General features: G+C 31.3%; 12 protein-coding genes and 3 pseudogenes. 3 read left to right on the top strand and 12 right to left on the bottom strand.

Features of this window, described 5'->3' with window-relative positions; all coding sequences use genetic code 11:
* Nucleotides 1-54: 54 nt before the first annotated feature.
* The 3 genes and pseudogenes from IGL28_RS13940 to IGL28_RS13930 form a co-directional block, all read left to right on the top strand.
* Nucleotides 55-504 (top strand): annotated as a pseudogene (locus tag IGL28_RS13940) (transposase); the annotation flags it as partial.
* Between the two features lie 120 nt (nt 505-624).
* The gene (locus IGL28_RS13935) at nt 625-1374 is read left to right on the top strand and encodes a MurR/RpiR family transcriptional regulator (protein WP_128427703.1); all 750 of its coding nucleotides are present in this window, start codon (nt 625-627) and stop codon (nt 1372-1374) included.
* Between the two features lie 461 nt (nt 1375-1835).
* Nucleotides 1836-2092, top strand: a pseudogene (locus IGL28_RS13930) (transposase); the annotation flags it as partial.
* A 117-nt stretch (nt 2093-2209) separates the two neighbouring features.
* Here the strand turns inward: IGL28_RS13930 and IGL28_RS13925 are convergent.
* The 12 genes and pseudogenes from IGL28_RS13925 to IGL28_RS13870 all read right to left on the bottom strand — a co-directional run.
* A pseudogene (locus IGL28_RS13925) lies at nt 2210-2883 on the bottom strand (helix-turn-helix domain-containing protein); the annotation flags it as partial.
* A gap of 208 nt (nt 2884-3091) precedes the next feature.
* Nucleotides 3092-4456: an O-antigen polymerase gene (locus IGL28_RS13920; protein WP_094940489.1), complete on the bottom strand. Its 1365-nt coding sequence runs from the start codon at nt 4454-4456 to the stop codon at nt 3092-3094.
* A gap of 54 nt (nt 4457-4510) precedes the next feature.
* Entirely contained in the window at nt 4511-5923 is a 1413-nt protein-coding gene (locus IGL28_RS13915) for an oligosaccharide flippase family protein (RefSeq protein ID WP_094940488.1), read from the bottom strand.
* A gap of 3 nt (nt 5924-5926) precedes the next feature.
* On the bottom strand, nt 5927-7093 hold the full coding sequence (locus IGL28_RS13910) for a nucleotide sugar dehydrogenase (protein ID WP_094940487.1): 1167 nt from the start codon (nt 7091-7093) through the stop codon (nt 5927-5929).
* Nucleotides 7094-7646: 553 nt separating this feature from the next.
* Nucleotides 7647-8783: a glycosyltransferase gene (locus tag IGL28_RS13905; protein ID WP_094940486.1), complete on the bottom strand. Its 1137-nt coding sequence runs from the start codon at nt 8781-8783 to the stop codon at nt 7647-7649.
* Entirely contained in the window at nt 8780-9904 is a 1125-nt protein-coding gene (gene wecB, locus IGL28_RS13900; protein WP_094940485.1) for a non-hydrolyzing UDP-N-acetylglucosamine 2-epimerase, read from the bottom strand. The genes IGL28_RS13905 and wecB overlap by 4 nt, the downstream gene beginning before the upstream one ends.
* Nucleotides 9905-9907: 3 nt before the next feature.
* Nucleotides 9908-11017: a capsular polysaccharide biosynthesis protein CapF gene (locus tag IGL28_RS13895; RefSeq protein WP_094940484.1), complete on the bottom strand. Its 1110-nt coding sequence runs from the start codon at nt 11015-11017 to the stop codon at nt 9908-9910.
* Nucleotides 11014-12036: a polysaccharide biosynthesis protein gene (locus tag IGL28_RS13890; protein WP_002340155.1), complete on the bottom strand. Its 1023-nt coding sequence runs from the start codon at nt 12034-12036 to the stop codon at nt 11014-11016. Before IGL28_RS13890 ends, IGL28_RS13895 begins: the two co-directional genes overlap by 4 nt.
* 15 nt (nt 12037-12051) lie before the next feature.
* On the bottom strand, nt 12052-13266 hold the full coding sequence (locus IGL28_RS13885; protein WP_104325265.1) for a glycosyltransferase family 4 protein: 1215 nt from the start codon (nt 13264-13266) through the stop codon (nt 12052-12054).
* A 7-nt stretch (nt 13267-13273) separates the two neighbouring features.
* Nucleotides 13274-13894, bottom strand: a complete 621-nt coding sequence (locus tag IGL28_RS13880) for a sugar transferase (RefSeq protein WP_002334149.1) — start codon at nt 13892-13894, stop codon at nt 13274-13276.
* The gene (locus IGL28_RS13875; RefSeq protein ID WP_128427670.1) at nt 13884-15002 is read right to left on the bottom strand and encodes a DegT/DnrJ/EryC1/StrS family aminotransferase; all 1119 of its coding nucleotides are present in this window, start codon (nt 15000-15002) and stop codon (nt 13884-13886) included. Before IGL28_RS13875 ends, IGL28_RS13880 begins: the two co-directional genes overlap by 11 nt.
* Nucleotide 15003: 1 nt before the next feature.
* Nucleotides 15004-15636, bottom strand: coding sequence for an acetyltransferase (locus IGL28_RS13870; protein ID WP_128427671.1), 633 nt, complete (start codon nt 15634-15636; stop codon nt 15004-15006).
* Between the last annotated feature and the right edge of the window lies 1 nt (nt 15637).

The raw sequence follows: 15637 nt of genomic DNA, 5'->3' as shown, positions 1-15637 counted from the left end.
TCATTTATTACTAAAAATTTTTGCCATTTAAATAGAAAAGTGACAGCTTGGTAAAAAATGAAACGTTATTGGAAACTCCTACAAAAAGAAGAAGCAAAGTTGAACGATGAAAAACGGGTTTGGCGTGCCAGTTTCAGAGATTACTTAACTGAAAGTGAGATTCTCGACCGATTGTTAGCTACTTGTCCCAATCTACGACAAGGCTATCAGTTATACCAAGATGTTCTTTATGCAGTAAAGAAAAGAGATCATTCTCTATTTGAGGACTGTTTATCCAGAGAAGTCAGCCAGTTACCTGAAACTTATGCAACAACTTTGCGAACATTTAAAAAGTTTCTGCCACAGATCCCAAATGCCCTCCGCTACAGTTATTCAAACGGACCACTAGAATGTTTAAACAACCATATTAAAATATTAAAACGCAATGCTTATGGGTTTCGAAATTTTTATCATTTCAAACGACGGATCATGATTCGACACGGTAAAACTATTTTAACCAAATAAAAAGAACAGAAAGAAGTTTTTCTTATTTCTGCCCCAAACTATTCTAAGATTTCTCTTTACCAACATCATTTGACAAAGAGCCTATTTTTTAACTAACTTTTGGTGAAAGAAGGAAAGAATATGGATCACAAATTAAGTGAAACAGAACAGTACCTCTGGAACTTTATCGAACACCACATCCTAGAGATCCCTAACTACTCCATCGTGAAACTAAGTGAACAAGCAAATGTCTCAACAGCCACCATTGTGCGGACAATGAAAAAGAAAGGCTATGAAGGGTTTACTTCGTTTAAGCATCATCTAAAAGAAGGAGAAAACAAGAACATCAATTTTTCTTTCTTAGATAAAGTAGACAAAGGTATCCGCCGAGCCATTCTAAAAAATGAACAAGAAGTGGTACGTACGATCAATATGTTGGAAATCGGAAATATTGAGGATGCGATACAAAGAATCAAATTTGCTGACCGGGTTTTTGTCTTTACCCGAGGATTTTCAGAAATGATTGACCAAGAAATGCTGGTAAAACTTCAATTAACAGGAAAAAATTGTCAAATGCATACTGATCCAGAAATTATCAAAAGCATCAGTCAGAAACTGACTAAGAAAGACAGCGTTATTTTTGTTTCTTTGAACGGCGAGACAAAAGAACTCGTCACCGCCGCAAAGAATTGCTATGATGCAGGGATTGGTTCGATTCTAGTTACAGCCAATTATTCCTCTACACTGAAAGACTATTGCGAGATCAATCTCGTAGGTTTCAAATCAGAAGGTTCTTATTTCCCTGATTATGAAGTACGGTCGCGTTTGCCTCTCCAGATCATCGCGAGAATCTTGCTTGACGCCTATGTATTGGGTATGGGGGAGAATTGAGGGTATTTGATTTACAATTGATAACAATTGCTAGAAAAACTGTTAAAAAATGCTTTACGTATCTCGCTGCTATAATTTATTAGTCTCATTTTCCATTTTAGATAAAATCTATCGTGTACTTTAGTATGGCTAAAAATACTACAAAATAAATAAACAAATGGGATAATAAAAAATGGTTATATGATATTTGGTATTGCTACTCAAAACAAATCCAAACAATGAACCGGTTAAAGAAAAACGATTCTAAAGCAATGAAAGATTATCATGAATTAAAAAAATACTGGCGTATTATTTTGAAGAAAGAAACAAAAAGCAACTATACTTCTCTTAGACAATTTTCGCTCTTCCAATGGAAATATGTGACCGAATCAGACGTCTAGACTATCTGCTCTCAATTGATAAACACTTGCGTGAAAGTTATGAAGTCTATCAATCAGGAATTGTTGGCTGCCTTTGAAACAAAAGATTTTACTGCCTTTTTCGAGTTAATTGACACATTACTAGCATCATTGGATAAACTCTTTAAAAAAGTGATTCTTTCATTAAACAAATATAAAAAAGGCATTACTAATGCGATGATCTACCCTTACTCCAATGAGAAAATAGAAGCGAAGAATACCCATATAAAGACAAAAAATGCGTATCCTACGGATTTAGATCATTTGAGAACATGAGAATTAGAATCTTTTTATTCAAACAATTAATTCAAGTAAAATAACAAAAAATCTGAGACAGAATGAGATTCATTCTGATCCAGATTGATTTTGCACAACTCATCAGTCCTTATTGACAAAAAGCCTAATTTTCTCACAGTTTTATGATTAACTGTATATCATTTCATTTTTAGCATTACAGGACTCTATGTTAACCGTAATAGCCTCTGGACTCTTTTACCATCGCTGTAATTTCTTGCTTAATTTTGCTATATTTATCTGTTTTCTTTATTTTTTTACCCATTAATAATAAGTTGACTTTGCTAATTGTAAAATTGACAGTAATAAATTCAATTTGAATTCTTTTTTTGAACTGAATGATTGCTTTGATCTTGATTTCTTCTTGCTCAAATATGGTACTCGAATCAAGTTTGATAACTTTTTTAAATATGTGTTCTCTGACCTTAAACAAATAACTTCTTCTTCAAAAGTCTCATTCTTAAGTCTTTTAGGCGTGTTTGGTTTAGAATTTATACTAGTTTTTTGCCTCTTTTTTGACTCTCAAGTGAAGAAAAACGCCTTCTTCATATTTCTCTATCCATTTATTACAGTTCCATTCGAACCGATATTAAATTTTTTGGCAGTTTCTTGGATAGAAAAACCATTTGTTTCCATATACTCTATAACATCGAGTTTAAATTTTGTAGTATAACTATCGCCATCTTTAACCATGATAATTATAAATACTTGCCCAATGTCTAACTAGTGTACGATTTATTTGACATTTACGTGCAATATATTTGTAGCCGCATTCGTTATTTAAATAATCTGAAACTACTTTTTTCTTAAAATAAATGTATTTTCCCTTAAAAAAGTATTCCTTTTAATTAGATTTCTAATATAACTTTTGGAATCACATCAGAAGATTAGCAACATCTGCCTAAATTACGTCAAAACTTTAAACATAGTTTTTACCAAATTAGTGAAAAACTAAAACAAGACTGCTACGTCGTCCCTGTAAAATTGTGGGTGTTTCACATAAAAAATTAACTAGCAATTCGGGTTTACTCTATATATTGACTAGACACCACTTTTCTTTTTCGCTCTTTTATGCTGAAACCTAAAATTACAAAAAAGAAAGCAGAGATAACAAAGATACTCGTAATAGTTTGAATTATCCTTAAATTACTTAAATGAAAATTTAATAAAATATAACAATAAACCATTACCGAATGTGCGTTAAAGCCACATTTTTTCATATAGAGATAAGCGACTTTGTATATTGCTCCTAGAAGAAACATTCCTATTATTACACCTGGAATCCAAAAGTTCATGTACATAGTACCAATTGTTTCTGGAGGCCACGATGATGGGAACAATTCTTTAAATGGCATTGATGGTTTGATATTACTAGATCCTTCTGCAATTGTCCTTATATAGACCCCTTCATCAATAGGCGGCTTATTAGGCATAATAGAACTAGGTATTGGAGCAGATAGTAAATCTTTAAAACTGCTTCCTAGCCATATGTTATTAACGTCAAAATGATTAGTTATAAATAAGTAGGTATCAATATAACTTATCTCTTTTGTAGATTTTCCAATGTTATCCTTCACTTCGGCCGCTAAATATTTAGGATTATTTAGAAGTGTTTCTATTCCGTCAGGACTTCTTAAAATAGGAATCCCAACAATATAAATCACTAGGATAGGAATTAATAACCATATCTTTTTAGGTATTTTTTTAAACCTTTTTACTCCATAATGCCAAGAAATCAAACTAAACGTAATTAACTGAAGTGTTTGTTTTCTTCCTCCCAAAGATGTTAAGAGGAAACCTACAAATAAAATTAATAACAATAAAAATAAATATTTAATAAATGATCTCTTATATTTGAAAGTATATATATAGCAAACAACAGAAAGAGTTAATGAAGTTGTTGTTAATGACAAAAGATATCCATTTCCAGCCGTCATTTGAGTTCTAATACTAAGATTTGATGTTAAAACACTAAATCCACCCACACCTCTCAAAAAAGTTAAATATCCTAACATACCAACAAAAAAAGATAACAAAGTACCTACAGTATATCTTTTTTTGTTTTCTGATTTAGGAAGTCTGGGTAAGTTTGATAATTTTTTTATCATAGGCACTTTCATACCAAAATATAAAGAAAATGCGCCAATCAACAAAATTATAACAAAATACATTATTGCTTTAGGAATATTTTGTATGCCAATTTCTCGCAATACTTGTGGATGAATGATATAGACATCGTTTGCAATAGAAAATAGATAAGGCACAGTCGTGATAATTAGAAAAAAAAATGCAATCGTTATTGGACTAAACAAGTCTTTTCCTGTTTTTCTGAACTTTACTAACGGAATTATTAATATTAACAATAGTAAAAATGTTATAAAAAAAAGCATAAAGTATAATAACCTCCTTAATAAAAATCTAATTTATCAATTTACTTATAAAAACTATTTTTTCCTTAATAAATCAAGAAATGGATTTGCCTTAAATAGAGTAGTAATCATTAAATAGATAGGCAAAGCAATAACAAACTGTATAACATTAGTCAAAATACTACTTGATAAATTGCTTGTTAAATAACGTGTTACTATACACATAAGCATTCCGCCTAGCAAAAAGATTCCAATTTTACGATATTCGAATTTAAAATCTGTACTTTTTAGAAAAGATTTGGTTCTTACAAAAGTTACAAAGCATTCTGCTAAAATATTCGAAAAAACTACACCAAAAAAACCAATAGTTGGTAACAATATTAAATTGGCTATGATATTGATGATGGCACCAACAATTACTGATTTGTTATATTCCTTGACGTGCCCTATCGGCATTAAATATTGTCTGGAAATTGACATACCTAACGGAATAATTACTATTAGAGCTGAAAAATAAGGAATAACATTATTGATGTATATAAATTTTTCTCCAAAAAACCACGGCACTAATTTGTCATAAACAGTTAGCATACCAAACATAATGGGTATTGAAAAATATAATTGTAAGTGTATGGTTTTCTCCATCATTCGAACGATTCTAGTCACATTCTCTTTTGCGAAAAAGCTAGTCATATGAGGTAATAACACTAAGTCTAACGTAGTTATAATGGTTATAAAAACGGTATTCAATTGCAATGAGTTAGTGAAATAGCCAACCGCCAGGCTACCCATCGTAAATCCTAAAAGCGTTTTATTCAAATTTGTATACAACATAATAGCTATTTGCGGTATAAAATATTCGAATGATCCCTTTAGGTGATTAAAACTATTTCTTATACTTACTTTTACAAAATGAATATATTTAGGAATAAACAACCAAACACTTATTTGCGAACATACTAAACCTAACGCTTGAATAAGTGTATATTTTAATGCATCTTTTTCATTTTTTATAAAGAAAACAATTAAAACAAACGTAACAATTTGTACTAATAAATTAGAAATACTAGTTTTTTTAAAATCTTCAATCCCCATAAAAAACCACGAAACATCAAAAAATACGGCTATAATCGTCAAGGATTGTATCAATAAATAAAGTTTATTTTCTAAGAAGAAAGTTAAAGCAAAATAAAGCATAAGAACAGAAATAGTTGTCATTGCTTTAAACATCAGTATTTCCCAAAAGACTTTTGATAATTCTTCTTTATTTCTATTAAGTGTTAAAGTAATTTCTCTATTCCCATAAATAGCAACCCCTAATCCTGCAACTAAAACAAAATATTGAGCAATTGAAAAAGTATAATTATAAATACCAATTCCACTTGGACCTAACGCATTCGATACTATTGGAATAGTAATTATAGGGATAATGATTTTAGTAATTTGAAACAAACTCTGATAAAAAAAATTTCTAGCTATATTTTTCATGGTTTAATCCCGTCTAAAAATATCTCTCGTATAAACCTTTTCTTTCACTTCAGCTAAAGCTGGCTCCATACGATTTGACACAATCACATCTGATATATTCTTGAATTCTTCAAAGTTTTTAACCACTTTAGAATTAAAGAAATCTTCCGCATCTAATGTTGGTTCATAAACAACTACTTCGATTCCTTTTGCTTTGATCCGTTTCATAACACCTTGAATTGATGAATAACGGAAATTATCTGAATTAGCTTTCATCGTTAAACGATAGATTCCTACAGTTTTAGGTTTTTTCGCTAAAATTTGTTCTGCAATAAAATCTTTTCTTGTCGTATTTGCATCTACAATTGCATTGATGATATTGCTTGGAACATTTTCATAGTTTGCTCTTAGCTGCTTTGTATCTTTAGGCAAACAATATCCTCCGTAACCAAATGAGGGATTATTATAGTGAGAGCCAATTCGAGGATCTAACCCTACACCCTCAATGATTTGTTTTGTGTTCAATCCTCGAGATTCAGCATAAGTATCTAACTCATTAAAGTATGCAACGCGTAAAGCAAGATAAGTATTTGAAAACAACTTGATTGCTTCCGCTTCAGTAGGATGTGTCAACAGAACTGACACATCATTATCTAAAGCATTCCGTTCAAACATATCTGCTATTTCTTGCCCTCTATCAGAACACTCTCCTACAACTATTCGAGAAGGATGTAAGTTATCATACAATGCCTTTCCTTCTCTTAAGAACTCTGGAGAGAAAATAATATTTTCTGTTTTAAATTTTGCTTTTAATTCTAATGTATATCCCACAGGAACAGTTGACTTGATAATAAAAGTTGCATCTGGTCGAATGATTAGGGCTTTTTCAATAACATCTTCAACGGTTGAAGTATTAAAGTAATTTTTCTTTTCGTCGTAATCTGTCGGTGTAGCAATGATCAAATAATCACCAAAAAGTACAGCATCCTCGAAATCTTTAGTAAATTCCACATTTAAATCATCCCGTTCGAGAAATTCATAAACTTCTTTATCCTCTAAAGGTGATTGTCTGTTTCTTAGCATATCGATCTTTTCCTCAACGATATCATATGCTTTAACATTTTCGTGCTGGCTAAGTAATAAAGCGTTGGCTAAGCCAACATAACCGAGACCAAAAACTGAGATATTCATAATTAAGTGCACACTCCCCTAATTGCCTTTAGAACTCATCTTACCTACACATAATGTAAACCAGAAAAAGAAACTTGAAATATTAACAATATTTTGCATTCCGCTTTCAAATAAATAGTAGACTAAGTAAGCACATATTGCAGCTGTTTTGTATTTATCAAATTTTGTAGATACTCTTTTGTTAACAGAAAAATTTAAAAGAGTTAGACACCAACAAATTAAACCAATTAGACCATAATTTCCGAACACTTTCACGTAAGCGTTAGTTATAACTTGATATTGTTTGTGTGATTGTAAATAACCACCAATGAGAAAATACAAAGGATCTTTATATTTTAATATTTCCCGCCAGATACTTAAAAGATAACTAGATAATTGATCAATATAAGAAATTATACCAGTATTTCTTGCTAATAAATAATTCGAAAATAAAACCAGTAGGATTATTAAAAATGTAAATATAAAAATATATTGTTTTTTCTCAATATAAAAAATAGTTAAATAGTTAAAATATTATCTTTTTTATTGCATTTATCGACATATAAAGTAACTTCTAATTATTACTCATAGTTTTTTCTAGTTTAGAAGAAATATCTTCTTTTAATATTGAAAAATCAACCCTAGAATCTATAAATTTTTTTATATTTTTTTGCATTTCTTGATATTCTTTACTAGATAATTTATATAATAATTTTATCGCTTTTCTAAATTCTTCAATATTCTCTAAAGAACAGACATAACCTTCTTTACCGTTTTCTATGTCGTTCCAAGGAGTTCGATCACTAATTATGACGGGGCATCCATTTGTTAACGATTCTGAAATAACATGTCCATAATTTTCACTTTTAGTTGGGAATAAAAAGGCATCGTAATTCCTAAATACCTTATCAATATCTTCATGCTTTAGACTTCCTTTATAACTAACTGTAACATTAGCTGGTAGATTTGCTATCTTTTTTTGACAAAACTCCCAATAATTCTTATCTTCTATCGGTCCAAAAATATCTAAAGATACTTCTTCATCAAGTGTTTTTAAAATTTCAATTGCATAGTCTAAGTTTTTTTTCGGAACAATTCTAGATAAAAAAACTAAATTCAAACTTTCTTCTTGTTTGTTTTTCTTGCTACCCATCTTACTTATACTTGGAATATTCGTAAATGATATTATATTTTTTGACGCAAATATTTTTTTTAGAATTGACTCTTCTTCGTCACTTGTTGATTGAAAATATATATGTTTATGGAATATACTTTTTAATTTAAAAAGTTCTATATAAACTTTTTTTCTAATTGGTTTATTACTCCTAGCACCCTCTAATAACTGTCCTCTAGGGGCAATTAGCAAAGGTATATTATTTTTTTTTGAAAAAACTGCACTCATTAAGTTATAATCGAAAAAACTATTTATATATATTAAATCAGGATTTATTTCTTTAATTATATCTTCTATATTTTTTTTAAATTTCTTTTTTCTATTTAAATACATAACTTGTGCTTCTTCTCTATTATTCCAGCCTTCTGTAATACCTTCCAACCTTTCATTTTCATTAATATCATTGTCACGCGTGACGATATAAAAGTTATACTTATCTTTTAATAAATGACAAAAGTTTAATATACTAACTGGTGGTCCACCGTATTTTTGTGCTGGAAAGTATCCCTCGGCTAATATCAATATTTTTTTCTTCATCTTCCCCACACCACTCTATTCACATAGTCTGTATATGAAAGGATGATCCGCAATACTTTTTCCGAAACATTTGGCATTGAATAATCTGCGACGTGTCGCAAAGTATCTTTTTGCTGTGTTTCCAATACTTCCAGCCCTTGCATAATTCTTTCTTTTTCTAATCCTACCATCATGACACTTGCTTCTTCCATTGCTTCTGGTCGTTCATGTGCTTGACGGATGTTCAATGCTTTGAAGTTCAAAATGGAAGATTCTTCGCTGATCGTTCCGCTGTCGCTTAGTACAGCTTTTGCATTGATTTGTAATTTATTGTAATCATTGAATCCCATCGGTTTCATTGTTTGGATCAGCTCGTGGAATTTGATCCCCTTTGCTTCGATCATCTTCATTGTCCGCGGATGTGTACTGATAATGACTGGCAATTGGTAAGTTTCAGCAATCGTATTCAAGCTATCTATCAGGTTCAAGAAATTTGTTTCTGAGCTGATATTTTCTTCGCGGTGAGCAGAAACGACAAAATATTGTCCTTCTTTCAACCCTAAGCGATTAAGGACATCGGAATGTTGGATGTCCTCTTTTCTTGAATTGAGAACTTCAAACATCGGACTTCCTGTTTTGATTACACGATCAGCTGGTAATCCTTCACGTAAGAGATATTCTCTCGCGATATCGCTATAGGTTAGATTAATATCTGCTGTATGATCAACGATCTTACGATTTGTTTCTTCCGGTACTCGTTGATCGAAACAGCGATTTCCTGCCTCCATATGGAAAATGGGAATATGGCGACGTTTGGCTGCAATTGCACATAAACAGCTATTTGTATCTCCTAATACTAAGAATGCATCTGGTTTTACTTCTTCCAAAATTGGATCGATCTTGATCAAAATATTTCCAACTGTTTCAATTGCTGTTCCAGTTGCTGCATTTAGAAAATAATCGGGTTTCTTTAGCTTGAAGTCTTCGAAGAATACTTCATTTAATTCATAGTCATAGTTTTGTCCAGTGTGTACTAAAATATGTTCGATTGCTTCTGATTGATCCAAACGATTGATAACAGCAGACAAACGAATGATTTCTGGCCGCGTTCCTATTACTGTCATCATTTTTAATTTTTTCATTGTTTAAACCTCCACATAATAAGTATCAGGATGTTCTGGATCAAATGGCTCATTTACCCACATCACTGTCACCATATCCGTTGATCCCAGATTCTCGATATTGTGCGTATAACCTACTGGAATATCAACTACTTCCAATTTTTCTCCTGAAACAAAATACTCGATTATTTCATTTGAGTCTACTTTTCTAAAACGGATTACACCTTCTCCGCTTACTACTAAGAATTTTTCATTTTTTGTATGATGCCAATGGTTTCCTTTAGTGATTCCCGGTTTGGAAATATTGACAGATACTTGACCGCGGTCTTTTGTTCTTAAAAATTCAGTAAACGATCCTCGATTGTCTACGTTCATTTTTAGAAAATAAGAAAATTCGTCTTCTGGTAAGAAACTTAAGTACGTACTGTACAGATTTTTTTCTACTCTTCTCGCAAGATTTGGAACACTCAAATTCGTTCGACTATTTTTGAAAGATGTAATTAGTTCTTTTAATTCGCCGACCGTTACTTCATCCGTTTCACGAACAGCACAATACCCATTTTCTGTATAAGGTTGTCCGTTCAGACAATGGAGTAGTTCCTTCACGACATCATCGATATAACAAAGCTCTATGACAGCAGACGGATCATTTACCGTAACTTCTTCGTCCCTTGCGATTTTGTAACAAAATGTGGCTACAACTGTATTATAATTTGGTTGCGACCACTTACCGTATAAGTTTGAGAAACGATAAATATATACAGGTGCTCCTGTTTCTTTTTGGTATTTCTTTAATAGATCTTCTCCGGCTTTTTTGCTCTTTCCATAAGAATTATTAAGTTCTGCTTGGATAGAAGAGGAAATCATAACAGGACATGTATTGCCATGTTCTTTTAGTTTTTCTAGCAATTCTGAAGTAAAACCAAAATTTCCTGTCATGAATTCAGCATCGTCTTTTGGTCTGTTCACTCCAGCTAAATGAAAAACAAAGTCTGCTTTTTCACAATATTCATCCAATAAATGTACAGGCGTATCTCTATCAAAACTAAGAATATCTGTGAATCTTTCATTTTTTAATTCAGCAACTAAATTTTTTCCAATAAAACCATTTGACCCAGTTACTAAAATATTCATTGATTTTGCCACTCTTTCAATTCTTTTCTTACATAGTCCAGTTCAAGAAGTCTTTCTTTGATTTGTTCTACAGATAAACGTTGTGTATTATCTGAATTGTATTCTCCTTCTTGTGTCAGCTCTTTGCTTCCTTCAACGAAATACTTGTCATAATTCAAATCACGTGTGTCTGCAGGGACACGGTAGAAATCACCCATATCTTGAGCAACTAAGTATTCTTCTTTTGTCAGTAGTGTTTCATAACGCTTTTCGCCATGTCGTGTTCCGATAATATGAATCTCATTGTCTACATGGAATAATTCTTTGACTGCTTGTGCTAGGTCGCCAACAGTAGAAGCTGGTGATTTTTGAACCATGATATCCCCTGCTTTTGCGTTTTGGAAAGCAAAAACAACCAATTCTACAGCTTCTTCCAAACTCATCAAAAATCTTGTCATGCCAGGATCTGTCACTGTTAATGGTTTACCACTTTTTATTTGGTCAATGAATAATGGAATAACTGATCCTCTAGAAGCCATTACATTTCCATAGCGTGTGCCACAAATCATCGTGCGTTCGTCAGTAACGGTTCTTGCTTTAGCAACAAACACTTTTTCCATCATAGCCTTGGAAATCCCCATAGCATTGATTGGATACGCAGCTTTATCAGTAGACAAGCAAATAACTTTTTGAATCCCCATTTCGATTGCTGCAGTTACGACATTATCCGTTCCCATGATATTTGTTTTTACAGCTTCCATTGGGAAAAATTCGCAAGAAGGTACTTGTTTAAGCGCTGCTGCATGGAAAACATAATCAACGCCATACATCGCATTTTTGACACTGTTGATGTCCCGAACATCTCCAATGTAAAACTTCAATTTGTCATTATTGTATTTTTTCCGCATATCGTCTTGTTTTTTCTCGTCACGAGAAAAAATACGTATTTCTTTGATATCTGAATCTAAAAAACGTTTCATCACTGCGTTCCCAAAAGAACCAGTGCCACCTGTGATTAATAAAATTTTATCTTTGAACATTTAAATTTCTCCTTTTTATAATTCAAAATGATTCATAATTATAGAATAACTTCTTTTTACATCAAAATTATTTTTCAAATAAATAAAAGCATTTTTACCTAATTCGTTTCTTATTTTTTCATCCTTTAATCGCTCCATATTATTTAGAAATGCGTTTAAATCTCCATGTTCAGAACAATATCCAAATTTTCCAGTCTTTATCATTTCATTTAAATCAGTATGCTTGTCTACAGCAGCTAAAATAGGTTTTTTTGACTCCATATATCCTAATATTCTAGAAGGTATATTGGGGATAGTAAATTTTTTATCTAGAAATACCAATCCTATGTCCGCAATGGATTCAACTTTTTTATATTCGTTTTTAGATAAACTATCAATTAGAATTGTATTTTTTATATTATTAGTATTTATATGTTTTCTTATACGCCCATATTCTGTTCCTGACCCAATAATCAACAAAAAAATTTTGTTATCTTTTTCTAGGCTACTTATAATATTTAAAAGAAAGTCGATACCTTGAGGTTTCCCTAGGTTTCCTCCATATAACATTATAGTTTTTTCTTTAGGAATTTTATATAAATTTCTTATTTCCTCTTTGTCTAGAGGGGATCCAATTTTATTTTCGTTTATTCTAATTGAATTAGGATTGACTTCTAAAATTTGCTCATCAATTTTATTATGTTTTCTTATATATTGAGAATTTTGTTCTGACATTGTTCCTATATAATCAGATACTTCATATAGAGAAACTTCTTTTTTTCTAAAATACTTATATATATAAGTATTTTTAGAGAGTTGATTTAAATCAACTGCATTTTGTGGAAATATGTCTTTTAGTAAAAGATAACTTTTACAATTATCCCTTTTTTTTATAAACTTCACCACTTTAGCAAAAGTTACTGGCGGAGTAGAATAAATAACCAGATCAAATTTTTTGTTTGAAAAATATTGATTAATGCCTGATATAAATTTTCTCTCTATTTGTATAGTAGAAAAACCTTTTTCAATTAAATTAGTCTTTTGAATATTTCCTATTCTTAATTTTAAGATTTCACATTTATCATTTATCTCGATCAAATGAGTTTTTATTCTTTTTTTTCTTTCTGTTGGAGACACAATGGACACATTGTGATTATTTTTTACAAATTCAGACATCAAATCAGTATAGATATTGCTTTCTTCTAAACTTTGAAAATCTAAAAGCGTAAGAAATAAAATATTTAATGGCATACTATATTTAACTCCCTTTAAATTTTTCTGGTATATTGTTATTAATTGTATTAATATTCTCTTTCTTAATTACTTTTTTACATGTCTGAATTATAATAATAAGATCATTAAAGAAACTAATTTTATCAACATAATAAACATCTAAATCAAACTTTTCTTCCCAACTAATCGCATTTCTTCCATTGACCTGAGCTAGTCCAGTTAATCCTGGTCTTACGTTGTGTCTTTTCCGTTGCTTCTCACTATATAGTGGCAAATATTCCACTAATAATGGACGAGGTCCTACGATCGACATATCACCCTTCAAAATATTCCAAAGTTCTGGTAGCTCATCTAGACTTGTTGCTCTAAGTATTTTCCCAAATTTAGTTAGTCGAATTTCATCAGGTAAATATTCTCCATTGTGGTCTCTTTCGTCAGTCATTGTACGAAATTTATACATGGAAAAAATTTTTTCACTTTTTCCTGGTCGTTCTTGTTTGAAGATAATTGGAGAACCAAGTTTAATTCTTACTAAAAAACCTACAATTAAGATTATCGGCGATAAAACGATGAGAGCAATGCCTGACAATAGGATATCTAAAATTCTTTTCCCAAAAAGCTGATAGAAAGTTTTTTTACGCATCATTGATCACTCTTTTAATCGTAGATACTACATATTTTAAATCTTCATCTGTCATCTTTGTATTTGATGGTAAACATACTCCTAAGTCAAATAAAGTTTCTGCTACATCATCGCCAATATAATCATAATTTTTGAAAACAGGTTGTAAATGCATAGGTTTCCATACTGGGCGGGCTTCTATGTTATTTTTATCTAACTCATCAATAAGATGATTCGTATTTATCCCCTTTATTGTTATGACGCTTAACCAATAGTTCGGTTCATTCCAATTATTTTCTGGCATGAATTGTATATTTGACAATTTAGACAATTCTTCTTTATAAAAACTATGAATATATCGTTTTTTCTCAATTCTTTCATTTAAAACTTTCAATTGTCCTCGACCGATACCTGCAACGATATTGCTCATTCGATAATTATAGCCAATTTCATTGTGTTGATAATGGCGTGCCTTCTCACGAGATTGCGTAGCCCAAAATCTCACTTTTTCCACCTTTTCTTTGTCATTGGATACAAGCATTCCGCCACCTGAAGTTGTGATTATTTTATTTCCATTAAAAGAATAAATTCCATAGTCGCCAAATGTACCAGTATATTTTCCTTTATATGTTGTTCCTAATGATTCTGCAGCATCTTCAATTAGAGTAACATCATATTCTTTGCATATTTTAGTAATTTCGTCTAAATTAGCTGATAAACCGTACAAATGTACTACTAATACAGCCTTTGTGTTGGGATATTTTTCTAGTGCTGTTCGCAAATGTTCAGGTTTCATATTCCAAGTTTCGTAATCACTATCAACAAATACAGGTATAGCTCCTTGATAGAGAATTGGATTAGCAGTAGCTGAGAACGTCAAGGACTGACAAATCACTATGTCATCTTTACCGACCCCAGCCGCTTTCAAAGCTAAATGTATAGCTGATGTTCCAGAAGACAATGCGGCAGCATGACTAGCTCCCACGTATTTTGCTAATTCTTTCTCAAAACCATTCACGTTCGCACCTAAAGGAGCAACCCAATTTGTATCAAATGCTTCTTTTACATACTCTTGTTCATATCCTTCCTCACTCATATGAGGAGATGCTAATAATATTCGTTTATTTTCCAACTTAATCCCATCTTTCTATTACTTTGGTAGGCACACCAACATTTTTAGTATTATTATTAATATTTTTTATTACTACACTTCCTGCACCTATAATATTCATATTTCCAATTCTTAGATTTTGTATTATTTTAGTACCTACTCCAATTTCATTTTTATCTCCTAATATAACATGTCCTGAAATATTTACACTTGGAAAAATTGAATTATAATTACCGATTTGAGCATCATGTCCGATAGTAGAGCCGATATTGATCATATTGAAATTTCCTAAAACTACGTCAGCAGTGTAAGTCGTATAGGGCATCAAAATATTGCCAATCCCTAACTGAACATTTATGCCCACTAGTGCACTTGGTGCAACTAAATTAGGGAAAATCAGTTTATTATTTTTATTTATCTTTTGATATATTTTCTCCTTGATATCTGGCGAAGCAATTCCCATAAAAATAACAGTCTCTTCTTCTAATTCTATTAATGAGTCTATTGTTCCTAATACAGGTTTTCCCAATAATTCTTGATTTTGCATTTTTAACGAATCATCGACAAAACCAATCAATTCATATCTAGAGATACTTTGTAATAGAAAAGCAATCTCTTTGCCAAATCCACCTGCTCCTACAATAATTGCTTTCACT

Origin of the sequence: Enterococcus sp. AZ077 (genome assembly GCF_051714965.1) — a bacterium.
In the GTDB taxonomy this organism is placed as follows: domain Bacteria; phylum Bacillota; class Bacilli; order Lactobacillales; family Enterococcaceae; genus Enterococcus_B; species Enterococcus_B hirae.
The sequence above is the reverse complement of the archived record's forward strand: the minus strand, read 5'-3'. Positions and strand labels throughout refer to the sequence as shown.